Source organism: Nocardioides sp. Z24_21 (genome assembly GCF_058134345.1).
Map to the genome: position 1 here is coordinate 602499 of NZ_JBYTTH010000002.1, position 25383 is coordinate 627881.

General features: G+C 70.6%; 20 protein-coding genes, 1 tRNA gene and 1 pseudogene. 17 read left to right on the forward strand and 5 right to left on the reverse strand.

All coding sequences use genetic code 11. The features are described 5' to 3' along the window. Window positions 1–17 precede the first annotated feature (17 nt). Window positions 18–1061, reverse strand: coding sequence for an adenosine deaminase (locus tag AC3X7Z_RS09295; protein WP_489975734.1), 1044 nt, complete (start codon window positions 1059–1061; stop codon window positions 18–20). A gap of 148 nt (window positions 1062–1209) precedes the next feature. Between AC3X7Z_RS09295 and AC3X7Z_RS09300 the strand changes: the two genes are divergently transcribed. The 6 genes from AC3X7Z_RS09300 to AC3X7Z_RS09325 all read left to right on the forward strand — a co-directional run bounded on the left by AC3X7Z_RS09300 (window position 1210) and on the right by AC3X7Z_RS09325 (window position 4920). Further along, a tRNA-Trp gene (locus AC3X7Z_RS09300) sits at window positions 1210–1282 on the forward strand. A 39-nt stretch (window positions 1283–1321) separates the two neighbouring features. Beyond that, complete coding sequence (gene secE / locus AC3X7Z_RS09305) at window positions 1322–1576, forward strand: preprotein translocase subunit SecE (RefSeq protein ID WP_186340212.1); 255 nt, start codon at window positions 1322–1324, stop codon at window positions 1574–1576. Window positions 1577–1667: 91 nt separating this feature from the next. Further along, window positions 1668–2528 carry a transcription termination/antitermination protein NusG gene (gene nusG / locus AC3X7Z_RS09310; protein WP_489975735.1) on the forward strand — a complete coding sequence of 287 codons (861 nt, stop codon included), beginning with the start codon at window positions 1668–1670 and terminating at the stop codon, window positions 2526–2528. Window positions 2529–2631: 103 nt separating this feature from the next. Beyond that, window positions 2632–3060, forward strand: coding sequence for a 50S ribosomal protein L11 (gene rplK, locus AC3X7Z_RS09315; RefSeq protein ID WP_186340213.1), 429 nt, complete (start codon window positions 2632–2634; stop codon window positions 3058–3060). A 93-nt stretch (window positions 3061–3153) separates the two neighbouring features. Then, window positions 3154–3876, forward strand: coding sequence for a 50S ribosomal protein L1 (gene rplA, locus AC3X7Z_RS09320; protein WP_186340214.1), 723 nt, complete (start codon window positions 3154–3156; stop codon window positions 3874–3876). Between the two features lie 186 nt (window positions 3877–4062). Next, window positions 4063–4920 (forward strand): SCO4651 family lipoprotein, encoded by an 858-nt coding sequence (locus AC3X7Z_RS09325; RefSeq protein WP_186340215.1) that lies wholly within the window; start codon window positions 4063–4065, stop codon window positions 4918–4920. A 28-nt stretch (window positions 4921–4948) separates the two neighbouring features. Here the strand turns inward: AC3X7Z_RS09325 and AC3X7Z_RS09330 are convergent, their stop codons facing one another. Next, window positions 4949–5938, reverse strand: a complete 990-nt coding sequence (locus tag AC3X7Z_RS09330) for a DnaB-like helicase C-terminal domain-containing protein (protein WP_489975736.1) — start codon at window positions 5936–5938, stop codon at window positions 4949–4951. 285 nt (window positions 5939–6223) lie between these two features. Between AC3X7Z_RS09330 and rplJ the strand changes: the two genes are divergently transcribed. From rplJ to AC3X7Z_RS09360, 6 genes and pseudogenes are all read left to right on the forward strand, one after another. Further along, a complete protein-coding gene (rplJ, locus tag AC3X7Z_RS09335; protein ID WP_186340217.1) occupies window positions 6224–6889 on the forward strand; it encodes a 50S ribosomal protein L10 in 666 nt (221 codons plus the stop codon). Between the two features lie 77 nt (window positions 6890–6966). After that, window positions 6967–7359 (forward strand): 50S ribosomal protein L7/L12, encoded by a 393-nt coding sequence (gene rplL / locus AC3X7Z_RS09340; protein WP_489975737.1) that lies wholly within the window; start codon window positions 6967–6969, stop codon window positions 7357–7359. Window positions 7360–7736: 377 nt separating this feature from the next. Further along, window positions 7737–11318, forward strand: a complete 3582-nt coding sequence (rpoB, locus tag AC3X7Z_RS09345; protein WP_489975738.1) for a DNA-directed RNA polymerase subunit beta — start codon at window positions 7737–7739, stop codon at window positions 11316–11318. A gap of 85 nt (window positions 11319–11403) precedes the next feature. After that, window positions 11404–15249: a DNA-directed RNA polymerase subunit beta' gene (locus AC3X7Z_RS09350; RefSeq protein WP_489975739.1), complete on the forward strand. Its 3846-nt coding sequence runs from the start codon at window positions 11404–11406 to the stop codon at window positions 15247–15249. Window positions 15250–15335: 86 nt separating this feature from the next. Then, window positions 15336–16583, forward strand: coding sequence for a geranylgeranyl reductase family protein (locus AC3X7Z_RS09355; protein WP_489975740.1), 1248 nt, complete (start codon window positions 15336–15338; stop codon window positions 16581–16583). A gap of 96 nt (window positions 16584–16679) precedes the next feature. After that, window positions 16680–17411, forward strand: a pseudogene (locus AC3X7Z_RS09360) (lysophospholipid acyltransferase family protein); the annotation flags it as partial. On the opposite strand, the gene AC3X7Z_RS09365 reads toward AC3X7Z_RS09360, so the two are convergent. Continuing rightward, window positions 17344–18369 carry an acyltransferase family protein gene (locus AC3X7Z_RS09365; RefSeq protein ID WP_489975741.1) on the reverse strand — a complete coding sequence of 342 codons (1026 nt, stop codon included), beginning with the start codon at window positions 18367–18369 and terminating at the stop codon, window positions 17344–17346. The pseudogene AC3X7Z_RS09360 and the gene AC3X7Z_RS09365 overlap by 68 nt on opposite strands. A 32-nt stretch (window positions 18370–18401) precedes the next feature. On the opposite strand from AC3X7Z_RS09365, the gene AC3X7Z_RS09370 reads away from it, so the two are divergent. From AC3X7Z_RS09370 to AC3X7Z_RS09385, 4 genes are all read left to right on the forward strand, one after another. Continuing rightward, window positions 18402–19304, forward strand: a complete 903-nt coding sequence (locus tag AC3X7Z_RS09370; RefSeq protein ID WP_489975742.1) for an NUDIX domain-containing protein — start codon at window positions 18402–18404, stop codon at window positions 19302–19304. Beyond that, window positions 19297–20565 (forward strand): hydroxyacid-oxoacid transhydrogenase, encoded by a 1269-nt coding sequence (locus AC3X7Z_RS09375; RefSeq protein ID WP_489975743.1) that lies wholly within the window; start codon window positions 19297–19299, stop codon window positions 20563–20565. Before AC3X7Z_RS09370 ends, AC3X7Z_RS09375 begins: the two co-directional genes overlap by 8 nt. 297 nt (window positions 20566–20862) lie before the next feature. After that, the gene (locus AC3X7Z_RS09380; protein ID WP_489975744.1) at window positions 20863–22077 is read left to right on the forward strand and encodes a class I SAM-dependent methyltransferase; all 1215 of its coding nucleotides are present in this window, start codon (window positions 20863–20865) and stop codon (window positions 22075–22077) included. Continuing rightward, entirely contained in the window at window positions 22070–22957 is an 888-nt protein-coding gene (locus tag AC3X7Z_RS09385; RefSeq protein WP_489975745.1) for a hypothetical protein, read from the forward strand. The genes AC3X7Z_RS09380 and AC3X7Z_RS09385 overlap by 8 nt, the downstream gene beginning before the upstream one ends. On the opposite strand, the gene AC3X7Z_RS09390 is transcribed toward AC3X7Z_RS09385, so the two are convergent. Both AC3X7Z_RS09390 and AC3X7Z_RS09395 read right to left on the reverse strand, forming a co-directional pair. Then, entirely contained in the window at window positions 22954–23667 is a 714-nt protein-coding gene (locus tag AC3X7Z_RS09390) for an aspartate/glutamate racemase family protein (RefSeq protein ID WP_186340228.1), read from the reverse strand. The genes AC3X7Z_RS09385 and AC3X7Z_RS09390 overlap by 4 nt on opposite strands. 20 nt (window positions 23668–23687) lie before the next feature. Then, window positions 23688–24440, reverse strand: coding sequence for an SDR family NAD(P)-dependent oxidoreductase (locus AC3X7Z_RS09395; protein WP_186340229.1), 753 nt, complete (start codon window positions 24438–24440; stop codon window positions 23688–23690). A gap of 25 nt (window positions 24441–24465) precedes the next feature. On the opposite strand from AC3X7Z_RS09395, the gene AC3X7Z_RS09400 reads away from it, so the two are divergent. Further along, a complete protein-coding gene (locus tag AC3X7Z_RS09400) occupies window positions 24466–25356 on the forward strand; it encodes an RNase H family protein (protein WP_489975746.1) in 891 nt (296 codons plus the stop codon). The last annotated feature ends 27 nt before the right edge of the window (window positions 25357–25383 follow it).

Sequence of the window (25383 nt, forward strand, 5' to 3'; positions counted from 1 at the left end):
CGGGGCCGCGGGTCTCCTCACGCCAGCCAGGCCGCGATGTCGCGGCGCGCGGCGGCCACCACGTCGGACGGCGCCCGCGAGGCCTCGAACGACATCTCCGCCAGCCGCGCCAGCGTCGCGTCGTCGAGCTCGTGCGCGGCCCGCATGGTGGCGTACTGCCCGGCGAGCCGGGAGCCGAACAGGAGCGGGTCGTCGGCACCGAGGGCGACCGTCGCGCCCGCCGCCAGCAGCTGGGGCAGGGGCACCGACGTCAGGTCGGAGTAGACCCCCAGCGACACGTTGGAGACCGGGCACACCTCCAGCGCCACCCCCGACTCGACCACCCGGTCGAGCAGCGCCGGGTCCTCGACGGTGCGCACGCCGTGGCCGAGCCGCTGGGCGCCCAGGCTGTCGAGGCACGTACGCACGTGGGCCGGCCCGCGCAGCTCGCCGCCGTGCGGAACGAGCAGGAGCCCGGCGCGCTCGGCGATGCGGAAGGCGCCCTCGAACTCCTCGGTGCGCCCGCGGCGCTCGTCGTTGGACAGCCCGAAGCCGACCACGCCCCGCCCGGCGTACTGCGCGGCCAGCCGGGCCAGGGTGCGGGCGTCGAGCGGGTGCCGGGTGCGGTTGGCGGCGATGACCACGGCCATGCCCAGCCCGGTGCGCTCGGCGGCGTCGCGCACGCAGTCGAGGACGAGCTCGGTGAACGCGGTGATGCCACCGAACCGCGCGGCGTAGCCGCTGGGGTCGACCTGGATCTCCAGCCAGCGGCCCCCGTCGCGCACGTCGTCCTCGGCGGCCTCGCGCACCAGGCGGCGCACGTCGTCGGGCGTGCGCAGCACCGAGCGCGCCACGTCGTAGAGGCGCTGGAACCGGAACCAGCCCTTCTCGTCCGCCGCGCTCAGCTGCGGTGGCCAGTCCTCCACCAGCGAGTCGGGGAGCACGATCTGGTCGCGCTCGGCGAGCTCGAGCAGCGTGGCGTGCCGCATCGAGCCGGTGAAGTGGAGGTGCAGGTGGGCCTTGGGCAGCTGCGAGACGTCGCGCCGGGTCTCCCTACGCCCCGCCCCCGCAGCACCCGCCATCCCAGCATCGTAGGCGGACCCGGTGCCCGCTCCGCGCCCGGTGCGGCGCCTCGGTTCGACTGGGACTGGGCCCGCCCCGTATGCTTCCGGACTGGTGGTTTCGCCACATGCTTCGGCATGCCCCCAGCGATGGGGACGAGACCACCGGAGGGCACTAGCTCAACTGGCAGAGCATCGGTCTCCAAAACCGAAGGTTGGGGGTTCAAGTCCCTCGTGCCCTGCGAGGAACACTGCACAGCAACAACGAGAAGGTGGAGAACGTGGCCGACGGCAACGCGGTTCAGGACCGGCGCGACTCGCGCGGCGACGACCGTGGGCGCACCAGCCCCGTCACGTTCCTGCGCCAGGTGGTGGCCGAGCTCCGCAAGGTGGTCTGGCCCACCCAGCAGCAGCTCGTCACCTACTTCTTCGTGGTGCTGGTCTTCGTCATCGTGGTGATGGCGCTCGTGACCGTCCTCGACCTGGCTTTCGGAAAGCTGGTCTTCGAGGTCTTCACGGGCAACAGCGCCCAGTGACGAGGTGGGCAGTGACCACCGCTCGCAATCCCGCCGGGTGATCCCGGCCCCCGGTCCCGACCGGGGCCAGCAACGACCTACGGAGTGAGACGTGTCTGAGAACAATGACGTGGACCAGGTCGACGACCAGGTCGAGTCCGTCGACGAGGCGACCCCGGAGGACGCCGTCACGGACTCCGTCGCGGACACCGAGACCGGCGAGGTGAGCGACCAGGTGAACGACCAGGTGAGCGACGACGTGGCCGCCGAGGCCGCCGCCGAGGCGACCGACGCCGACGAGACCGACGAGACCGAGGCGGAGCCCGCCGAGGAGTCCGCCGAGGAGTCCGCCGACGACCCGCTCGAGGCGTTCCGCCGTGAGCTGTGGGCCAAGCCCGGCGACTGGTTCGTGGTGCACACCTACTCCGGCATGGAGAAGCGGGTCAAGCACAACCTCGAGAACCGCATCATCTCCCTCAACATGGAGGACTACATCCACGAGATCGTGGTCCCCACCGAGGAGGTCGCGGAGATCAAGAACGGCCAGCGCAAGATGGTCACCCGCACCGTGCTCCCCGGCTACGTCCTGGTCCGCATGGACCTCACCGACGAGTCCTGGTCGGCCGTGCGTCACACGCCGTCGGTCACCGGCTTCGTGGGCCACAGCCACCAGCCCGTGCCGCTGAGCATGAGCGAGGTCGAGGACATGCTCGCGCCGGCCGTCGTGGCCGTCGCCGAGGCCGAGGCCGCCGCGGCGGGCGAGAAGGGCGCGTCCACCACCCCGCGCAAGCCGGTCGAGGTGGCCGACTTCGACGTCTCCGACTCCGTGATGGTCGTCGACGGTCCGTTCGCCACGCTCCACGCGACGATCACCGAGATCAACGCCGAGTCGCAGCGCGTGAAGGCGCTCGTCGAGATCTTCGGCCGCGAGACCCCGGTCGAGCTCTCGTTCTCGCAGATCCAGAAGGTCTGACGATTTCGTCGGTCCGCCGTGCGGGCCCGACACTGAAGTAGCGACAACCCGTGGCAGGGGGCATCGGCCCTCGTCAGGACCACAAGAGAGAAAGAAGAAGGCAATGCCTCCCAAGAAGAAGATCGCCGCACTGGTCAAGGTGCAGCTGCAGGCCGGCTCGGCCACCCCGGCTCCGCCGGTCGGTACGGCGCTCGGCCCGCACGGCGTCAACATCATGGACTTCTGCAAGGCCTACAACGCCCAGACCGAGTCCATGCGCGGCAACGTGATCCCCGTCGAGATCACCATCTACGAGGACCGCTCGTTCGACTTCATCACCAAGACCCCGCCGGCCGCCGAGCTCATCAAGAAGGCCGCCGGCCTCTCGAAGGGCTCCGGCGTCCCGCACAAGGACAAGGTCGGCAAGCTCACCAAGGACCAGGTCCGCGAGATCGCCGCGACCAAGCTGCCCGACCTCAACGCCAACGACATCGACGCGGCCATGAAGATCGTCGAGGGCACCGCGCGCTCGATGGGCGTCACGACCGACTGATCGAGGTCGCGGGCAGCACTCCAGCTCCGACCGTGGGAGAGCCGCGCTGGCTCGCCTAAACCACATCCTTCGCACCACAGAAACGAGAAGACCATGCAGCGCAGCAAGACCTACCGCGCGGCCGCAGAGACGTTCGACAAGGACGAGCTCTACGCGCCGCTGGCCGCCATCAAGATCGCCAAGGGCGGCTCCAAGAAGAAGTTCGACGAGACGATCGACGTCGTCATGCGCCTGGGCGTCGACCCGCGCAAGGCCGACCAGATGGTCCGCGGCACCGTCAACCTCCCGCACGGCACCGGCAAGACCGCCCGCGTCCTCGTGTTCGCCAACGCCGACAAGGCCGAGGCCGCCCGTGAGGCCGGCGCCGAGTTCGTCGGTGGCGACGAGCTGATCGAGAAGGTCGCCGGCGGCTGGCTCGACTTCGACGCCGTGGTCGCCACCCCCGACATGATGGGCAAGGTCGGCCGCCTCGGTCGCGTGCTCGGCCCCCGCTCGCTCATGCCCAACCCGAAGACCGGCACGGTGACCCCCGACGTCGCCAAGGCCGTCACGGACATCAAGGGCGGCAAGATCGAGTTCCGCGTCGACCGCCACTCCAACCTGCACTTCATCATCGGCAAGGCCTCCTTCTCCGAGGTCGCGCTCGCGGAGAACTACGCCGCCGCGCTCGAGGAGGTGCTGCGTCTCAAGCCGGCCAGCTCCAAGGGCCGCTACATCAAGAAGATCACCGTCTCCACCACGATGGGTCCCGGCATCCAGGTCGACCCCAACCGCGTCAAGAACGTCGCGTCCGAGGACGAGGCCGCCCAGGCCTGACCCCGGTCCGACAGCCCGGCCCGGTCACCCCTCACGGGGTGACCGGGCCGTGCTGCGTCTTCGGCCGTGTCTTCGGCCGTGTCTCGGTGCTGGGGCGGGATGTTCGTTTGCCCGTGCGACCCTTGGGTAGAAGCCCCACGGCACCCGCCACCGGATCATCGTCCAACCCCGTCCCAGGAGACACACATGCGCGTCACGCCCCTTGCCCGCCGACTCGGCTCCGCCGCCCTGGTCCTGACCCTGGGGACCGGGCTCGCCGCGTGCAGCGACGACGCGGGCTCCTCCGACTCCCCGAGCTCGGCGACCGACGAGAGCACCGACGAGAGCACGGATGAGAGCACCGACGAGAGCACGGACGAGGGTGCCGGCGAGGCGTCCCTCACCGAGCTGTCGGCCGAGGAGTTCTACCCGTCGGTGATGGAGGCGATGCGCGAGGCCGAGACGTTCACCTTCGAGACCACCTCGGGGACCGCCGGCCAGACGCAGACCATGGCCGGCGAGGCCCGCTTCGGCGACGACGGCATGGAGATGAAGGCGTCGAGCACGGGCGCGCAGGCGATGGAGATGATCCTCATCGGCAAGGCGATGTACATGAAGTCGAAGGATCTCGGCACCGGCGACAAGTGGCTCAAGATCGACCTGAGCGACCCCAACTCGCTGTTCGGCATGCTCGGCAAGGCCACCGACCCCGAGGTGATGTTCAAGTCGATGGAGGCGCCGAAGAAGCTGGAGCTCATCGGCACCGAGGACGTCGACGGCGTCGAGGCCAACCACTACCGCATCACCCTCGACCCCACCCAGTACCTCGAGGCGATGGAGTTCCCGCCCGCGATGGCCGACATGCTCCCCGACGAGCTGGTGACCGAGATGTGGGTCGACGCCGACAACCTGCCGCGCAAGTTCAACCAGACGATCGAGATCCCGGCCGTCGGTGGCGGCAAGCCGACGACCTCGACCAGCGAGGGCACCTACGCCGACTTCGGCACCGACGTGGAGATCGAGGAGCCCCCGTCGAGCGAGGTCACCGAGCAGCCCGGAGTGTGAGCCCGGCGACGGGCGGGTCCGCCCGGGATCAGTCCCGGAAGACCCGCTCGTCGATCAGCTGCTCCTTGACCTCGGTGCCCTCGGGCTCGTAGCGGCCCTGGTCGAAGCGGGTGCGGAACTGCAGCACGGCCCCGTCGCGGCCGAACCGGTTCTTCTCCACCGTCAGCACGGCGTACTCGCGGAACCGATCGGCGTTGCCGAGGTCGTAGGTCAGGTGGTGGCGCGCGACGATGTCGAACTTGTTGTTGAGCACCAGCACGACGTCCGCCTCGTAGGCCAGGGCGCTCGACCCGCGCAGGTCGTTGGCGCGCATCCGCCTGCCGGAGCGCAGCGCGTTCTTCTCGGCCGCCGAGATGGCCAGCACCGGGGCGGAGATGTCGATGGCGAGGTCCTTGAGGCCCTCGACCACCTCGGTCGTGCTGTTCTCCTCGTCGGCGTGGCCGGACAGCACCTTCTGCAGGTAGTCCACGACGACGAGCGGGGTGGTGCCCGACAGCTCGCGCACCGCCTCGATGGCGGCCTGGATCGCGGCGAGGTCGGTGCGGGTGCCGGTGGAGCGGTGCACGAAGAGCAGCTCGGAGTAGTGCGCCACCCGCGCCAGCGCCTCGACGCCCGACGGCACCGACTCGAGGCGGTGCTCGAGCGAGCTCACCCACAGGTCGTCGAAGATCGAGCGAATGCTGTTGACCCGCACCTGGTCGGAGTCGTCGAGCTCGCCCGCCTCCATCGCGAGGAGCTTCTGCGTCAGGTCCTCGGCGTCGTGCTCGAAGGAGAAGTAGAGGACCGGTCGGCCGCTCGCGGCGTTGTTGCGGGCGATCTGGAGGGCGAAGGTGGACTTGCCGAGACCCTGCGGGCCGGCGAGCAGCACCAGTGAGCCGGCGCGCATCCCGCCGCCGATCAGGGGGTCGAGACCGCCGAAGCCGGTCTTCCAGAGGCGGCCGGCCGCGTTGCGCCCGGTGAGCATGCGTTCGTCGCTCCGGGCCAGTGAGGCCCCGACGGTCATGAGCTGGTGGTCCACGCGGCAATGGAAGCAGTGTTGGCGCCCCCTCGTGGGAGGATTGGGCGCTTTGGCTCCGGCTGCCCGCCGATTTGTCGCCCCCGTGCCCGGCGCGTACTGTGGCACTCGAAACCAGAGACCGCAGGTTGTCATGGGCTCCTCGCCCACGACTGAAGGTCCGCAGCAGCGGGCGGCCGGCGCAGGTGACAGAGCAGCGGCAGTCATGCCGCCCACGCCCTGAGCCTGTGCTCAGGGCGTTCGTCGTCTGTGGGACCGACGCCGGTGGTCAACCCCGGAAGGAGACCCATGGCGCGGCCAGAAAAGACTGCCGCCGTCGCAGAGATCGTTGAGTCCTTCAACGACTCCGCCGGCGCTGTGCTGACCGAGTACCGCGGGCTCACCGTGAAGCAGCTGCAGGACCTGCGGCGAGCCCTCGGCGAGAACGCCAACTACGCCGTGGTCAAGAACACGCTGGCCAAGATCGCCGCCACCGAGGTGGGCATCGACGGCTTCGACGACCTGCTGACCGGCCCCACCGCCATCGCCTTCATCAATGGAGACGTGGTCGAGGCCGCCAAGGGTCTGCGTGACTTTGCCAAGGCAAACCCCGCCCTCGTCATCAAGGGCGGAGTCCTCGACGGCAAGCCCCTCGACGCCTCCGAGATCGCCAAGCTGGCCGACCTCGAGTCGCGTGAGGTGCTGATGGGCAAGCTGGCGGGCGCGATGCTCGCCTCGCTGTCCCAGGCCGTCTACCTGCTCAACGCGCCGATCGCCCAGGCCGCCCGTCTCGCGGGTGCGCTGCAGGCCAAGGCCGAGCAGGACCCCTCGATCCTCGCAGGTGGTGCCGGCACGCCGGCTGCTCCCGCTGCCGAGGACGCTCCGGCCCAGGAGGCCCCCTCGTCCGAGGGTGCCGCCGACGCCGAGGCGAGCGACGAGTCGGCCGACGCGGCCGCCGAGTCCACCGACGCCTGACCAGGCCGACGTACACCACCTGAAACCCCGGAACGGCCGCACACCGCGACCGCACCACAGACGAAAGGTTTGCCATCATGGCGAAGCTCAGCACCGACGAGCTCCTTGACGCCTTCAAGGAGATGACCCTGATCGAGCTCTCCGAGTTCGTGAAGCAGTTCGAGGACACCTTCGGCGTGACCGCCGCCGCCCCCGTCGCCGTGGCCGCCCCCCCGGCCGCCGGTGGCGCTGCCGGTGGCGACGCCGCCGCCGAGGAGAAGACCGACTTCGAGGTCGTCCTCGAGGCCGCCGGCGACAAGAAGATCAACGTCATCAAGGAGGTGCGCGCCCTGACCTCCCTCGGTCTGAAGGAGGCCAAGGACCTCGTCGAGGCCGCCCCCAAGACGATCCTCGAGAACGTCGACAAGGCCGCCGCGGACAAGGCCAAGGAGGCCCTCGAGGCCGCCGGCGCCACCGTCACCGTCAAGTGACGATCCGCGTCTGACACCTCGCTGCTCCGCAGCAACCGTCGAAGGGCGGTCACCCCGGGTCCGGGGTGGCCGCCCTTCGTCATCCCCCGCAGGCGTCCTCCTCCACGACCAGGTCCACGACCGGTCCGCCTCGCCGCTCCCGGTCCCATCCGAACGGACCGGATCGGCGCGTTCTGCTTGACCACGGGCCCTCCGGCGTTCATAGTCATGGCCAACGCGTGGCATGACCCGATGGGAAATCGTCCCCGCGTTTGTGGCATGCCCACAGTTGCGCTATCGTGTGTTGTTGCGCCTGCCCTCAGATGCCCGACGCCTTCCGGACGGCCGTCGTGGTGGTCGGCAAGCGCCGATCACTTGCTCATCTGTGAGGACACCTCTTGGCCGCGCGCAGCTCTGCTGGTAACCACCGTCGCACCTCTTTCGCAAAGATCACCGAACCTCTCGAGGTTCCCCCCCTCATCTCGCTCCAGACGAGCAGCTTCGACTGGCTGGTCGGCGGCGAGCGCTGGGAGGCGGAGGTGGCCGCCCGTCGGGCTGCCGGTGAGGACGTCTCCGAGAAGACCGGTCTGCAGGAGATCTTCGAGGAGATCTCCCCGATCGAGGACTTCTCCGAGACGATGATGCTCTCCTTCGACAATCCCGTCTTCCTCGACGAGAAGTACACCGAGGAGGAGTGCAAGGAGAAGGACTTCACCTACTCCCGCCCGCTCTACGTCTCGGCCGAGTTCATGAACCACGAGACCGGCGAGATCAAGGGCCAGACGGTCTTCATGGGCGACTTCCCCATGATGACCCGCAAGGGCACCTTCATCATCAACGGCACCGAGCGCGTCGTGGTCTCGCAGCTGGTCCGCTCGCCGGGCGTCTACTTCGAGTCCAGCCCCGACAAGACGTCCGACAAGGACATCTTCACCGCCAAGCTCATCCCGAGCCGCGGTGCCTGGCTGGAGTTCGAGATCGACAAGCGCGACCTGGTCGGCGTCCGCCTCGACCGCAAGCGCAAGCAGAACGTCACCGTGCTGCTCAAGGCCCTCGGCTGGACCACCGAGCAGATCCGCGAGGAGTTCGGCCAGTACGAGTCGATGATGCTGACGCTCGAGAAGGACAGCGTCCGCTACGAGACCGTCTACGACGAGCTGCAGAAGAAGGCGCGGGGCGAGGCCCCCACCGCCGAGCAGGTCAACGACGAGGTCACCCGCCTCGCGCTGCTCGACATCTACCGCAAGCTCCGCCCGGGCGAGCCGCCGACGGCCGAGGCCGCGCAGACGCTGCTCAACAACTACTACTTCAACCCCAAGCGCTACGACCTGGCGAAGGTCGGGCGCTACAAGATCAACAAGAAGCTCGGCCTCCAGGAGGCGTTCGACCAGCAGACGCTGACCATCGACGACGTCGTGGCCGCCATCCGCTACGTCGTGCAGCTGCACGACGCGGGTGTCCAGGCCGAGGCGCCCGACCTGCTCGACGCCGCCGGCAACGTCGTCGAGGGCCCCGACGGTGCCCCCGTCAAGGTCCAGGCCGACGACATCGACCACTTCGGCAACCGCCGCATGCGCACCGTGGGCGAGCTCATCCAGAACCAGCTCCGCACGGGCCTGGCCCGCATGGAGCGCGTGGTCCGCGAGCGGATGACGACCCAGGACGTCGAGGCCATCACGCCGCAGTCCCTGATCAACATCCGTCCCGTGGTCGCTGCGCTGAAGGAGTTCTTCGGCACCTCGCAGCTCTCGCAGTTCATGGACCAGACCAACCCGATCGCCGGCCTGACGCACAAGCGTCGCCTCTCGGCCCTCGGTCCCGGTGGTCTGTCCCGTGACCGCGCCGGCATGGAGGTCCGTGACGTCCACCCGTCGCACTACGGCCGCATGTGCCCGATCGAGACCCCGGAAGGCCCCAACATCGGCCTGATCGGGTCACTGGCCTCCTACGGCCGGATCAACCCGTTCGGCTTCGTCGAGACCCCCTACCGCCGCGTGGTGAAGGGTGTCGTCACCGACGAGATCGACTACCTGACGGCCGACGACGAGGACCGCTACGTCATCGCCCAGGCCAACGCCCCCCTCGACTCGAAGATGAAGTTCGTCGAGGAGCGCGTGCTGGTCCGCCAGAAGAACGGCGAGGTCGACGCCATCCTGGCCGAGGAGGTCGACTACATGGACGTCTCGCCGCGCCAGATGGTGTCGGTCGCGACGGCCCTGATCCCCTTCCTCGAGCACGACGACGCCAACCGCGCGCTCATGGGCGCCAACATGCAGCGCCAGGCCGTGCCGCTGATCACCAGCGACAGCCCGCTGGTCGGCACCGGCATGGAGTACCGCGCCGCCGTCGACGCCGGTGACGTGGTCGTCGCCGACAACGCCGGTGTGGTCAAGGAGGTGTCCGCCGACGCCATCGAGACGATGAACGACGACGGCACCTACCAGACCTACCGTCTGGCCAAGTTCCGTCGCTCCAACCAGGGCACCTGCATCAACCAGCGTCCGCTGGTCAAGGCAGGTGACCGCCTCGAGGTCGGCACGCCGATCGCCGACGGTCCCTGCACCGACGACGCCGAGATGGCGCTGGGCACCAACCTGCTCGTCGCCTTCATGCCGTGGCAGGGCCACAACTACGAGGACGCGATCATCCTCAGCCAGCGCCTGGTGCAGGAGGACGTCCTCACCTCGATCCACATCGAGGAGCACGAGGTCGACGCCCGCGACACCAAGCTCGGGCCCGAGGAGATCACGCGCGACATCCCCAACGTCTCCGAGGAGGGCCTGGCCGACCTCGACGAGCGGGGCATCATCCGCATCGGCGCCGAGGTCACCACCGGTGACATCCTGGTCGGCAAGGTCACGCCCAAGGGCGAGACCGAGCTCACGCCCGAGGAGCGCCTGCTCCGCGCGATCTTCGGCGAGAAGGCGCGCGAGGTGCGCGACACCTCGATGAAGGTGCCCCACGGCGAGTCCGGCACGGTCATCGGCGTGCGCGTCTTCGACCGCGAGGACGGCGACGACCTGCCTCCGGGCGTCAACCAGCTGGTGCGCGTCTACGTCGCGCAGAAGCGCAAGATCTCGGTCGGCGACAAGCTCGCCGGGCGCCACGGCAACAAGGGCGTCATCGCCAAGATCCTGCCGATCGAGGACATGCCGTTCATGGAGGACGGCACGCCGGTCGACGTCGTGCTCAACCCGCTGGGTGTGCCGCGACGCATGAACATCGGCCAGATCCTCGAGCTGCACCTGGGCTGGCTGGCCAAGCAGGGCTGGGACCTCAACCTCTCCGGCGAGAAGGGTGAGTCCGACTGGAAGAAGCGCCTCATCTCGATCGGCGCCGACCAGGCCGCGCCCAACACCAAGGTCGCGACCCCGGTGTTCGACGGTGCCCGTGAGGACGAGATCACCGGTCTGCTCGGCTCCACGCTCCCCAACCGCGACGGTGAGCGGATGGTCAAGGAGGACGGCAAGGCCAACCTCTTCGACGGTCGCTCGGGTGAGCCGTTCCCGGCGCCGGTGGCGGTCGGCTACATGTACATCCTCAAGCTGCACCACCTCGTCGACGACAAGATCCACGCTCGCTCGACCGGCCCCTACTCGATGATCACGCAGCAGCCCCTGGGCGGTAAGGCCCAGTTCGGCGGCCAGCGGTTCGGCGAGATGGAGGTCTGGGCGATGGAGGCCTACGGCGCCGCCTACGCCCTGCAGGAGCTGCTGACGATCAAGTCCGACGACGTGCCGGGCCGCGTGAAGGTCTACGAGGCCATCGTGAAGGGCGAGAACATCCCCGACTCCGGCATCCCCGAGTCGTTCAAGGTGCTCGTCAAGGAGATGCAGTCGCTCTGCCTCAACGTGGAGGTGCTGTCGCAGGACGGCTCCACCATCGAGATGAAGGACGCCGAGGAAGACGTCTTCCGGGCTGCCGAGGAGCTCGGCATCGACCTGTCCCGCCGCGAGCCCAGCTCCGTCGAAGAAGTCTGAGTCACCGGTGCGCCGGCCCCGGCCGGCGCACCGCCCTCAGTCCCACGCTCCACTTTCCACGTACTAACGAAGGACTGCAGCCATCGTGCTCGACGTTAACTTCTTCGACCAGCTTCAGATCGGCCTGGCCACCGCGGACGACATCCGCACGTGGAGCCACGGTGAGGTCAAGAAGCCGGAGACCATCAACTACCGCACGCTCAAGCCCGAGCGTGACGGCCTCTTCTGCGAGAAGATCTTCGGTCCCACCCGGGACTGGGAGTGCTACTGCGGCAAGTACAAGCGCGTGCGCTTCAAGGGCATCATCTGCGAGCGCTGCGGCGTCGAGGTGACCCGTTCGAAGGTGCGCCGCGAGCGGATGGGCCCCATCGAGCTCGCCGCTCCCGTGACCCACATCTGGTACTTCAAGGGCGTCCCCTCGCGCCTGGGCTACCTGCTCGACCTGGCGCCGAAGGACCTCGAGAAGGTCATCTACTTCGCCGCCTACATGATCACCTCGGTCGACGAGGACGCGCGTCACCGCGACATGGACTCCCTCGAGAACAAGGTGGGCCTGGAGCGCGAGCGCCTCGAGAAGCGTCGCGACGCCTCCGTGGAGGACCGCGCCAAGAAGCTCGAGGAGGACCTCGCCACCCTCGAGGCCGAGGGTGCCAAGGCCGACGCCAAGCGCAAGGTGCGCGACGGTGCCGACCGCGAGATGAACCAGCTCCGCGACCGCGCCAACCGTGAGATCGCGCGCCTCGAGGAGGTCTGGGACACCTTCAAGAGCCTCAAGGTCCAGGACCTGCTCGGCGACGAGCTGCTCTACCGCGAGATGAAGACCTGGTTCGGCAAGTACTTCGAGGGCCACATGGGCGCCACGGCGATCCAGAAGCGCCTCCAGGACTTCGACATCGAGGCCGAGGTGGAGTCGCTGCGCGACACCATCGCCAACGGCAAGGGCCAGCGCAAGGTCCGCGCCCTCAAGCGGCTCAAGGTCGTCGACGCCTTCCGCAAGACCGGCAACCAGCCCATCGGGATGGTGCTCGACGCCGTCCCGGTGATCCCGCCGGACCTGCGCCCGATGGTCCAGCTCGACGGTGGCCGCTTCGCCACCTCCGACCTCAACGACCTCTACCGCCGCGTCATCAACCGCAACAACCGCCTCAAGCGGCTGCTCGACCTCGGTGCCCCCGAGATCATCGTCAACAACGAGAAGCGGATGCTGCAGGAGGCCGTCGACAGCCTCTTCGACAACGGTCGTCGCGGTCGTCCGGTCACCGGCCCGGGCAACCGGCCGCTGAAGTCGCTGTCCGACATGCTCAAGGGCAAGCAGGGTCGCTTCCGTCAGAACCTGCTCGGCAAGCGCGTCGACTACTCCGGTCGTTCGGTCATCGTCTCGGGCCCGCAGCTCAAGCTCCACCAGTGCGGCCTGCCCAAGCAGATGGCGCTCGAGCTCTTCAAGCCGTTCGTGATGAAGCGCCTCGTCGACCTCTCGCACGCGCAGAACATCAAGTCGGCCAAGCGCATGGTCGAGCGCGCCCGCCCGGTCGTGTGGGACGTCCTCGAAGAGGTCATCACCGAGCACCCCGTGCTGCTCAACCGTGCGCCCACCCTGCACCGCCTCGGCATCCAGGCCTTCGAGCCGCAGCTGATCGAGGGCAAGGCCATCCAGATCCACCCGCTCGTGTGCGGCGCGTTCAACGCCGACTTCGACGGTGACCAGATGGCCGTGCACCTCCCGCTGTCCGCGGAGGCGCAGGCCGAGGCCCGCATCCTGATGCTCTCGACCAACAACATCCTCAAGCCCTCGGACGGCCGTCCGGTGACCATGCCCTCGCAGGACATGATCATCGGCCTGTTCTGGCTGACCACGGACCGCGAGGGCGAGCCCGGCGAGGGTCGCGTCTTCTCGTCGCCGGCCGAGGCGATCATGGCCTTCGACCGCCGTGAGATCTCGCTGCAGAGCAAGATCAGCATCCGCCTCACCGACGTGGTGCCCCCGCTCGACCTCGAGGTCGGCTCGGACTGGGAGGAGCGCACCGCGCTCCGGCTCGAGACCACCCTGGGCCGGGTCTACTTCAACGACACCCTCCCGGCGGACTACCCCTTCGTCAACGAGGAGGTCGGCAAGAAGCGCCTCGGCTCGATCGTCAACGACCTCGCCGAGCGCTACACCAAGGTGCAGGTCGCGGCCTCGCTCGACGCCCTCAAGGACGCCGGCTTCCACTGGGCCACGCGCTCGGGTGTGACCGTCTCGATCGACGACGTCACCACGCCCGACAACAAGGCCGAGATCCTGGGCCGCTACGAGGCGCAGGCCGAGAAGGTCCAGAAGAACTACGAGCGCGGTGTGATGACCGACGACGAGCGTCGTCAGGAGCTCATCGAGCTGTGGACCCAGGCTGCGGCCGAGGTCGGTCGCGCGATGGAGGCCAACTTCGACCGCGCCAACCCGATCTACATGATGGTCGACTCGGGTGCCTCCGGAAACATGAACCAGATCCGGCAGGTCGCGGCCATGCGTGGACTGGTGGCCAACCCGAAGGGCGAGATCATCCCGCGCCCGATCAAGGCCAACTTCCGCGAGGGCCTGACGGTGCTCGAGTACTTCATCGCCACCCACGGCGCCCGCAAGGGCCTCGCCGACACCGCGCTCCGCACCGCCGACTCGGGCTACCTGACCCGTCGTCTGGTGGACGTCTCGCAGGACGTCATCATCCGTGAGGACGACTGCGGCACCGAGCGCGGCCTGCCCAAGCGGATCGACGACGAGCACGTGGAGACCTCGGCCTACGCCCGGTCCGCGGCCGTCGAGATCACCCACCCGGAGACGGGCGAGGTGCTCGCCGCCGCCGGTGAGGACCTCGGCGACGTCAAGATCGGCGAGCTCGTGGCCGCCGGCATCACCGAGGTCAAGGTCCGCTCCGTGCTGACCTGCGACGCCCGCACCGGCACCTGTGCCAAGTGCTACGGCCGCTCGCTGGCCACCGGCAAGCTCGTCGACATCGGCGAGGCGGTCGGCATCATCGCCGCCCAGTCGATCGGTGAGCCCGGCACGCAGCTGACGATGCGTACCTTCCACACCGGTGGTGTGGCCTCGGCCGACGACATCACGCAGGGTCTGCCCCGTGTGGTCGAGCTCTTCGAGGCCCGCTCGCCCAAGGGTCGTACGCCGATCGCGGAGTCCGCGGGACGCGTGAAGATCGAGGAGACCGACAAGGCCCGCGTCGTCGTGGTCACCCCCGACGACGGCTCCGAGGTCCAGGAGATCCCGGTGTCGAAGCGCTCGCGCCTCAACGTCGAGGACGGCGACCACATCGACGTGGGTCACCACATCACCTCCGGTACGCCCGACCCGCAGGACGTCCTGCGCATCCTGGGTGTCCGCAAGGCCCAGGAGCACCTGGTCGACGAGGTCCAGGAGGTCTACCGCTCGCAGGGCGTGGCGATCCACGACAAGCACATCGAGATCATCGTGCGGCAGATGCTGCGGCGCGTGACGGTCATCGAGTCCGGTGACACCAACCTGCTCCCGTCCGACCTGGTCGACCGGGTGCGGTTCGAGGAGGAGAACCGGCGCGTGGTCTCCGAGGGCGGCAAGCCGGCCTCGGGTCGTCCGGTGCTCATGGGCATCACCAAGGCCTCGCTCGCGACCGAGTCGTGGCTCTCGGCGGCCTCCTTCCAGGAGACCACCCGGGTGCTCACCGACGCCGCGATCAACGGCCGCTCCGACAGCCTGCGAGGGCTGAAGGAGAACGTGATCATCGGCAAGCTCATCCCGGCCGGCACCGGCCTCGAGCGCTACCGCAACATCCGGGTGGAGCCGACCGAGGAGGCCCGCGCCGCGGCCTACTCGGTCACCGGCTACGACTCCTACGACTACGACTTCGGTCCGTCGTCGCAGGCCGTCGCACTCGACGACTTCGACTTCGGTTCCTACCAGAACTGAGGCGGTCGACGCAGGCCCCGGCTCCTCACGGAGCCGGGGCCTGCGCCCATTTCTGCCCCGCTCGGTGCGCCTGAGAGAATCCCGTCGTGACACCCCCCTCCTCCCGCCCCACCTCGGCCGACGTGCTCGTCGTCGGCGCCGGTCCCGCCGGGTCCGCCGCCGCTGCGTGGGCCGCCCGTGCCGGGCTCGACGTCGTGCTGGCCGACGCCGCCACCTTCCCCCGCGACAAGACCTGCGGTGACGGACTGACTCCTCGTGCCATCGGGGAGATGCAGCGGCTCGGGCTCGAGGACTGGCTGCGCGCCCACACCGTCAACCAGGGCCTGCGCGCCCACGGCTTCGGCCAGACGCTGCTGCTGCCGTGGCCGGGCGGCTCGCTGCCCGACTGGGGCTCTGCGGTCGCGCGCACCGAGCTCGACGACCACCTGCGCACCGTCGCGATCAAGAGCGGCGCCCGCGCCGTCGACGGCGCCCGCGCGGTCGGGGTGCGCCGCGAGGGCGACCGGGTCGCTGCCGTGGAGCTCCGCGACGCCGAGGGCACCTACGAGGTCGCCTGCCAGTGGCTCGTGGTCGCCGACGGCGTCCGCTCGCCGCTCGGCAAGCTGCTGGGCCGCGAGTGGCACCGCGACACCGTCTACGCCGTCGCCGGCCGCGCCTACGTCGACTCCGAGCTCTCCGACGACCCGTGGATCAGCTCCCACCTCGAGCTGCGCGACGAGGAGGGCGCGCTGGTCTCGGGCTACGGGTGGATCTTCCCGCTGGGCGACGGCACGGTCAACCTCGGCGCCGGCACCCTGGCGACGAGCAGGCGTCCCGCCGAGGTGGCCATCAAGCCGCTGATGCAGACCTACGCCGACACGATCGGCGCCGACTTCGGGCTCTCGGGCGAGCTCCGGATGCCGACGTCGGCGCTGCTGCCGATGGGCGGCGCGGTCAGCAACGTCGCCGGGCCCAACTGGGCGCTGATCGGTGACGCCGCGGCGTGCGTCAACCCGCTCAACGGCGAGGGCATCGACTACGGCCTGGAGACGGGCCGTCTCGTCGCCGAGCACCTCGCCAGCGGCACCGGGCTCGATGAGGCCTGGCGATCGACCCTCGTCGAGCACTACGGCGAGGCGTTCTCGATCGCCCGCCGCCTCGCCGGGATCGCGACCCAGCCGAAGGTCGTCTCCACCCTCGGCCCGGCCGGGATGCGCTCGGACTGGCTGATGACGCTCGCGCTGCGCTGGATGGGCAACCTCGTCGACGACGCCGACCGCGACCGCGCGGCCCGGGTCTGGCGCTGGGCCGGTCGTCGCTCGATGGCGCGCGACGCGCGACCGCCGTTCGCGTGAGCCGCGAGCGCACCTACCGGGCCGCCGTCGCGCTCGGGAGGGTGGGGATGCGCGCCCTGCGGATGCAGGTGACCGGGTTCGGGGCGGAGCACGTGCCCCGCCGCGGGCCGGTGCTGCTGGCTTGCCACCCACGTGTCCTACCCCGACTTCGTGTTCGTCCAGGAGGGGGTCCACTCGTCGGGGCGCCACGTCCGGTTCATGACCCGCCACGACGTGTGGCAGGTGCCGGGGGTGGGGCGGGCGATGAGCGCCATGCGGCACATCCCCGTCGACCGCGCCGCGCCTGCCGGGGCGTACCTCACGGCGCGCAGGCTGCTCCGCGAGGGCGAGGCGGTCTGCGCGTTCCCCGAGGCGGGGATCAGCTACTCCTACACGGTCCGCTCGCTGATGCGGGGGGTGGCCAGCCTGGCCCGGGAGACCGGCGTGCCCGTGGTGCCGGTCGCGCTGTGGGGCGCGCAGCGCGTCTACTCCGTGGGGGTGCCGGACGAGCGCGGCCGCGAGCCGCGTCCCGACCTCACCCGCGGCCGCCGCATCGACGTGTCCTTCGGTCCGCCGTTGACGATCGGCCCCGACGAGGACCTCACCGAGTGGACCTGCCGGCTGGGGGAGGTGCTCACCGAGCAGCTCGAGGAGCTGCAGCGGCTGCCCCACCACCGTCCGCGCCCGGGCGAGCACGCGCCGTGGTACCCCGCCCACCTCGGCGGTCACGCCCCGACGCGGGACGAGGCGGCCCACCTCGACATCGTGCCGCGCGCGGCGATCAGGCCGACGTGGGGGCCGACTCACGAGACCGGCGACGCGACCCCAGCCAGCCGAGCGGGTTGGTGAACGGCTCGAGCACCCGCCGCACGGGCGGCAGGGCGAGCAGGAGCGCGAGCCCCACCGCGCCGATCACCGTCACGACGAGCCCGGTCACCGGGTAGGAGTCGGTGACCTCCGGCCAGCCGAGGGCCTTGACCGTCTTGATGACGAAGCCGTGGAACAGGTAGACCACCATGGTCGCGGTGCCCATCGTGGTGAGCCAGCCGAGGTTGCGACGCGGCACCAGCGCCATCGCCGAGAAGGCGCCGACCAGGCCGACCACCATCACGGTGAGCCGGGTCTGGAACACGATCTCGTTGTCGATCGGGATCTCCGCGTAGCCGGTGTCGTACCAGAGCAGCGCCGTCTCGGCCCAGGAGTCGGTGTAGAGGGCCATCACGCCGATCCCGACCAGCATCGGGACGGCGGCCACCCGCACCCAGACGTCGTCGAGGTGCGCGAGGTGGCGCGGCTTGAGGTGCAGGCCGAGCACGAAGAACGGCAACAGGCCCAGGAAGCGGGGGATCATCAACGAGTCGTCGTTCCAGAGCCCGCCCAGCAGGCTGACGATCACCGACAGCGGCAGGAACAGCCAGTGCCGCTTGAGGATCGGGGTGCACAGCCGCCACATCAGCAGCACGATGAGGTACCACATCGTCCAGTGGGGGATGAGCCACAGCGGCCCCTCCACGCCCTCGTCGGCGACCTCGCGGCGGTAGTAGAACAGCGCCGGCTCGAACAGGAGGTAGGGGATGAGGAGGGTGTGGACGAGGCTCTTCAACCTGCGCCGGTCCCACTCGAACGACTTCGAGAGGTAGCCGCTGATGAACACGAAGGCCGGGATGTGCCACAGGTAGATGAAGTCGTAGAGCCAGTGGCTGCCCGCGCTCGCCTCGACGAGTCCGATCGAGTGCCCGACGACGACGAGCGTGACCAGCACCATCTTCACGTTGTCGAGCCACGGATCGCGAGACGGGTGGGACACGGCGCACACCGTACTTCACTAGGTTGGGGGCCATGGGAGCTCTGCCGAGGCGTCAGCGGGTGGCGGCCTACGCCGTCATCCTCCGCGTGCGCGGTGGGCGGGTCGAGATCCTGCTCAGCCGCCTGGCGCCACGGGTGTCGCGCTCCGAGCTGTGGACGCTGCCCGGCGGCGGCGTCGACCACGGGGAGGACCCCCGGGACGCCCTGATCCGCGAGGTGGAGGAGGAGACCGGGCTCGCCGCGACGGTCGGCGACCGGGCCCGGGTCTACAGCGCCCACATGCCCCGCTCCCCCCGGGACGGCGCGCTCGTCGACGCCCACGCCATCCGGCTGGTCTATGAGGGCTGGGTGCCCCCGGACTCGCCCGTGCCGCGGGTCGTGGAGGTGGACGGGTCCACTGTCGAGGCGGCCTGGAAGCCGCTCGACGACGTCACCTCGGGCGCCGTCCCGGTGTCGTCGGTGGTGGCCGAGGCCCTCGTCGACCACCAGCCGTTCCGCATGCAGCGGGTCGCGGCGTACGCACTCGTCACACGCCGCCGCGACGGCGACGAGCAGGTGCTCCTGACCCACCTCTCCCGCACCGCCGCGCACCCCGGGAAGTGGACGCTGCCGGGCGGCGGCGTCGACCACGGCGAGCACCCGGCGGTCGCGCTGGCCCGTGAGGTCGAGGAGGAGTGCGGGCTCGCGTGCGAGGTCGGTGCGCTGCTGGGGGTGCACGACACCCACTTCTCGGGCACCGCGCCGTCGGGGCGGATCGAGGACTTCCACGGCGTGCACCTGCTCTACCGCGCTACCGTCGCCGACGGTGACCCGCGGGTCGTCGAGGTCGACGGCACCACCGACGCCGTGGCGTGGGTGCCCACGGCCGCCATCAGGTCCGGCGAGGTCGAGGTGCTGGACGTCGTCAACCATGCGTTGGGAGCCGAGAGTGACTGAGAGCGTCTTCACCTACGCCGCGCCCGGGCTGAAGTTCGGCCGCGGAGCCAGCGACGAGCTGGGCTGGGACGTCCAGCAGCTGTGCCGCGACGTTCCGGGCGACGGGACCCGCCGGGTCCTGCTCGTCACCGACCGCGGGGTCGCCGCCACCGGACACCCCGACCGGATCGCCGACGGCATGCGCTCGCGCGGGCTCGAGGTCGTGGTCTACGCCGACGCGCGCGTCGAGCCCACCGACGCCTCCCTCGAGGCGGCCGTCGCCGCGGCCCGGGGGTCGGGTCCGTTCCACGCGGTGGTCGCGGTGGGCGGCGGCTCGTCGATCGACACCGCCAAGGCCGTCGACCTGATGCTGACCAACCCGGGTGACCTCCTCGACTACGTCAACGCGCCGGTCGGCGGCGGCCGCGCCCCCGAGCGCCGGCTCCTCCCGCTCGTCGCCGTGCCCACGACCACCGGCACCGGCGCGGAGTCGACCACCATCTGCGTGCTCGACGTGCTCGCCCTCAAGGTCAAGACCGGGATCTCCCACGCCCGCCTGCGGCCCACCCTCGCCATCGTCGACCCCGACCTGACGATGACCCAGCCCGCGATGGTCACCGCCTCGGCGGGCATGGACATCCTGTGCCACGCGCTGGAGAGCTGGACGGCCCGGTGGTTCGCCGACTTCGAGGCCAAGCGGCCCGAGCAGCGCGTCCCCTACTGCGGCGCCAACCCCATCGCCGACATGTGGGCCGAGAAGTCGCTGTCGCTCCTCGCCGGCTCGTTCCGCACCGCCGTCCGCGACGGCACCGACCGGGAGGCGCGCGAGCAGATGGCGCTCGCCGCCACGTTCGCCGGCCTCGGCTTCGGCAACGCGGGCGTGCACGTGCCGCACGCGTGCGCCTACCCGATCGCCGGTCGGGTCCGCGACTACCGCCCCGAGGGCTACCCGGCCGACGAGCCGATCGTGCCCCACGGCATGGCGGTGGTGATGACGGCGCCGGCCGCCTTCGCCCTCCTGCACGACGCCGCCCCGGAGCGGCACCGTCGGGCGGCCGAGCTGCTCGGGGGCGAGGGCGAGCCCCTGCCCGACGTGCTGCGGGCGCTGATGCGCGACGTCGGGCTCCCGAGCGGCCTCGCCGAGCTCGGCTACGGCGCCGCCGACGTCGACGACCTGGTCGAGGGAGCGCTCAAGCAGCAGCGCCTGCTGGCCACCGCCCCGATCGAGGTGACCTCCGACGACCTGGCCACCGTGTTCCGCGACTCCCTCGAGCACTGGTGACCGCCGGCCCGCCCGGGGGCGAGTCGGCGCATCCTGACGGTCACAGACCCTCGAGTCGGCGCATCCTGACGCAGGCGAGGGTCGAGTCGGCTCATCCTGACGGTCAGGACGCGCCGCCTCGACGGTGTTTGGGGGTCAGGACACGCCGCCTCGACGGCGTTTGGGGGTCAGGCGGCGGCGAATGAGCGGCTGACCCCTCCGTCACTAGGATGAGGGCATGAACCCCCGCCACCGCCGACTCGTGATCCCGGTGGCACTGGGGGCGCTGATCCTCATCGTCGTCCTCGCCTCGATCCTGTGAGCGACGAGCTCGCCACCGTCCGCGCGGCGATCCTGGACGCCGACGGGCTGGTCCGGGCGCTGGCGAGCGGACGCCGCAAGGGTCGTCCGGCTCCGGTCGTGGGCGGTCGAGAGGTGCGTCGGGTCGAGGTGCGTGCGGTCGACCTCAAGGCGGGCCGCCACCTCCAGGTGACGTCCTACGACGACACCCAGGCGCACGCCACCAACCACCGTGTGGGCGAGGCGGCCGAGGCGGCGGTGGACGCGCTGCTGGCGGAGCCGTTCGCCCACTGGCACGTCGACACCGCCACCGCGACCCACCAGCTGCGAGTCACCAAGAAGGGCGTGCCGCTGCTCCACACCGCGAGCCGGTCCGAGGCGGTGGCGCCCTCACGTGACCACGACCGGCTCAAGGACCGACTGCTCCCCGAGGACCACCCGGTGCTGGTCGCGCTGGGGATCAGCGACTCGCAGGGCCGCATCAAGCCGACCCGGCAGGCGAAGTACCGCCAGGTCGAGGAGCTCGTCCGGCTGCTCGACGCCAGCCTCACCGAGGCCATCGCCCAGGGACACGTGCGCACCCCGACCCCGGACGACCCGCTCCGGGTGGTCGACCTCGGCTGCGGCAACGCCTACCTCACCTTCGCCGCGCACGCCTACCTCGCCGACCGGCTCCCGGTGCGGATGACCGGCGTCGACGTGAAGCAGCAGTCCGCCGACCACAACTCGCGGGTCGCCGCCGAGCTGGGCATCGAGGCCGACTTCGTCGTCGGGTCGATCGCCGAGGCCCGCCTGCCCCGGCCGCCCGACGTGGTGCTCGCCCTCCACGCCTGCGACACCGCCACCGACGACGCGCTCGCCCGGGCGGTGGAGTGGCAGGCGCCGCTGGTGCTCGCCGCCCCGTGCTGCCACCACGACATCGCCGCCCAGCTGAGGGCGACGGAGCCGCCGGCGCCCTACGCCATGCTCACCCGTCACGGCATCCTCCGCGAGCGCTTCGCCGACACCCTCACCGACGCCCTGCGCGCCTCGCTGCTGCGCCGCGAGGGCTACCGCGTCGACGTGGTCGAGTTCGTCGAGAGCGCCCACACCCCGCGCAACACGTTGCTGCGCGCGGTCCGCACCGGAGCCGACGGCACCGAGGCCGCCCGCGAGTACGACGAGCTGCTGGCCGCGTGGGGCGTACGACCCCGCCTCGGCGACCTGCTGGACCCACGGCCCGTCGATGCATGACCTGCGTCGTCTCGCGATCGGGCTCGCGGTGGCGGCGCCCTTCCTGCTCGGCGCCGCCACCGGCACCGACGACACCGACCGCTCCCGCGCCGCCTTCCGCTTCGCCGACCCCGAGGTCGTCGAGTCCAGCGGGCTGGTGGTCCTGCCCGCCGGCCGCGGCTCGCTCGCGGTCACCACCAACGACTCGGGCGACTCCGGACGCGTCTTCGCCGTCGATCCCGCGACCGGCGAGACCGTCGGCGTCACGTCGTGGGACCGCGACCCGACCGACGTCGAGGCCCTCGCGCCGGCCGGGCCCGGGCACGTCTGGGTCGCCGACATCGGCGACAACCGCCGCGCCCGCGACCACGTCGAGATCCTCCGGGTGCCGGTCGGGCCCGGGGACGTCGAGGCCGAGCCGGTGGCCCACCGCCTGGTCTACGCCGACGGCGCCCAGGACGCCGAGGCGCTGGTCCGGCACCCGCTGTCGGGCCGGCTGTTCGTGATCAGCAAGGGCGTGTTCTCCGGCACGGTCCGCGCCGCGCCGCGCCGCCTGCGGGCCGACCGGTCCCACCGCCTCACGGCGGTCGCCGACGCCCCCGGGCTGGTCACCGACGCGGTGTTCCTGCCGGGCGGCGGCGGGGTGGTGGCGCGCACCTACACCCACGCGCACCTGATGGCCTACCCCTCGTGGCAGGTCGTCGCGTCATGGCCGCTGCCGGTCCAGGACCAGGGCGAGGGCATCTCGATCGACGGCCGCGAGCTGCTCCTCAGCACCGAGGGCGCGGGCTCGGAGGTGCTGGCGGTCGCGCTGCCGCGGGTCGCCGACGCCGTCGAGCTGCACGCCCCGGTGTGGACCGGCCTGCGGCTGCTCGCGACGGCGTACGCCCTGCCGCTCTAGCCCTCTGTGTCGGCCTCGGTGTCGGTGAGGGCGGCGTCGAGCGCGGCCTGGACGTGCAGCGTGGTGCAGGGGAAGACGGGGAGCTCGACGTCGGCCTGCGAGACCAGCAGCTCGAGCTCGGTGCAGCCCAGCAGCACGCCGCCCGCGCCGGCGTCCCACAGCTCCTCGATGATCGAGACCACCCGGCTGCGCGTGCGCGGCAGCACGACGCCGTGCACGAGCTCCTCGTAGATCGCGTCGTTGAGGAAGTCGTGGTGCGAGGCGTCGGGCACCACGACCGACAGGCCGTGGCTGGCGAGCCGGTCGACGAAGAACGTCTCGTCCATCGCGACCTTGGTGCCGATCAGGCCGACCTTGTCGATGCCCGCGGCGCGCACCGCCTCGGCGACGACGTCGGCGAGGTGCAGCACCGGGATGTCCACGGCCGCCTCCACCTGGTCGGCGACCTTGTGGAACGTCGTGGTGCACAGCAGCAGGAAGTCGGCGCCCGCGCGCTCGACGCCACGCGCGGCGTCGGCGAGGAGCGTGCCGACCTGGTCCCAGCGCTCGTCGTCCTCGAGGTCGGTGACCTCGGCGAAGTCGACGGTCGTGAGGGCGAGCCTGGGCGAGGACAACCCGCCCACCCGCTCCCTCATTCCGAGGTTGAGGTCGCGGTAGTAGACCGCGCTGCTCTCCCAGCTCATGCCGCCGACGAGTCCGATGGTCTTCACGCGCGGAAGTCTCCCATGCCTCAGGACCGGTGCACCTTGTGTGCCGCTGCTTGGGCGCGCGGCTTGATCACCAGCTCGTCGATGTCGACGTGGGACGGCCGGGTGGCCACCCAGGCGATGGCGTCGGCGACGTCCTCGGCGAGCAGCGGCTGGTCGACCCCGGCGTAGACCGCGTCGGCACGCTCGCGGTCGCCGCCGAAGCGCACCAGCGAGAACTCGTCGGTGCGGACCATGCCGGGGGCGACCTCGCTGATCCGGATCGGCTCGCCGTTGAGCTCGAGGCGCAGCGTCTCGGTGACCACCTTCACGCCGTGCTTGGCAGCGGTGTAGCCGCCGCCCCCCTCGTAGGCCCAGCGCCCGGCGGTCGAGCCGACGTTGACGATCACCGCGTCACCGCTGGCGCGCAGGGCCGGGAGCAGCGCCCTGGTCACCCGGACCAGGCCGAGCACGTTGACGTCGTACATCCACGCCCACGCGTCGACGTCGGCGCTGTCGACCCGGTCGGTGCCGAGCGCACCGCCGGCGTTGTTGACCAACACGTGGCACGTCGGGACCGTCGCGGCGAGCGCGTCGACCGACGCCTGGTCGGTGACGTCGCAGGTGACAGCCCTGCCCCCGATCTCCGCGGCGAGCTCCTCGATGCGATCGGTGCGGCGCGCGGCGCAGACCACCTGGAAGCCCTGGGCGGCCAGGGCGCGCGCGGTGGCGGCGCCGATGCCGCTGGAGGCGCCGGTGACGACGGCGGTGCGGGGCTGGGTGCTGTTCTCGGTCATGGGCCCATCCTGCCAAGATGTGCCGGTGATCATCGCGGCGGCCGACGGTTCGGCACTCGGCAACCCCGGTCCCGCCGGATGGGCGTGGTACGTCGACGACGGGTGCTGGGCGTCCGGCGGCTGGCCGCACGGCACCAACAACATGGGTGAGCTGATGGCCGTGCTCGACCTGCTCCAGCAGACCGCCCACCTCGACGAGGAGCTGCGGGTCTACTGCGACAGCACCTACGTCATCAACGCGATCACCAAGTGGATGAAGGGCTGGAAGCGCAAGGGCTGGAAGAAGGGCGACGGCAAGCCCGTCATGAACGTCGAGCTGATGAAGGCCCTCGACGCCGCCATGGAGGGCCGCGACGTCGACTTCGTGTGGGTCAAGGGCCACGCCGGCCACGAGCTCAACGAGGCCGCCGACCAGCGGGCCAACGCCGCCGCGATGGCCTACCGCGACGGGCGGGTGCCCGACCCCGGTCCCGGCATGCCCGACAGCTCGACGGCGCACCCGGCCGCGGCCGTCGGGCAGGTCGAGCCCGAGCCCGACCTGTTCTCCGGCCTCGCCGCCGACGACCTCGACGCCGCGCCCTCCGACGAGGAGCACGTCGTGGCGATGGAACGCGCCCTGCTCGGCGACGAGGTGCGCTCCGACCGGGCCGCGGTCGCGGCGCTGCTCCACCCCGACTGGCAGGAGATCGGCTCCTCCGGCCGGCTGTGGGACCGCGCCGAGATGCTGGCCGAGATCGGCCCGCTCTCCCGTCCGGTCACCCTCGACGTCCTCACCGTCTCGCGGGTGGCCCCCGACGCGATCCTGCTGGTCTGGCGGGCGTCCGGCGACGACGGCAGCCGGCTGCGCAGCTCGCTGTGGGTGCGCACCGGCGGGCAGTGGCAGCAACGCTTCCACCAGGGCACTCCTGAGGCCTGAGGCCCGCGCCTCAATGTCTCGTCAAGC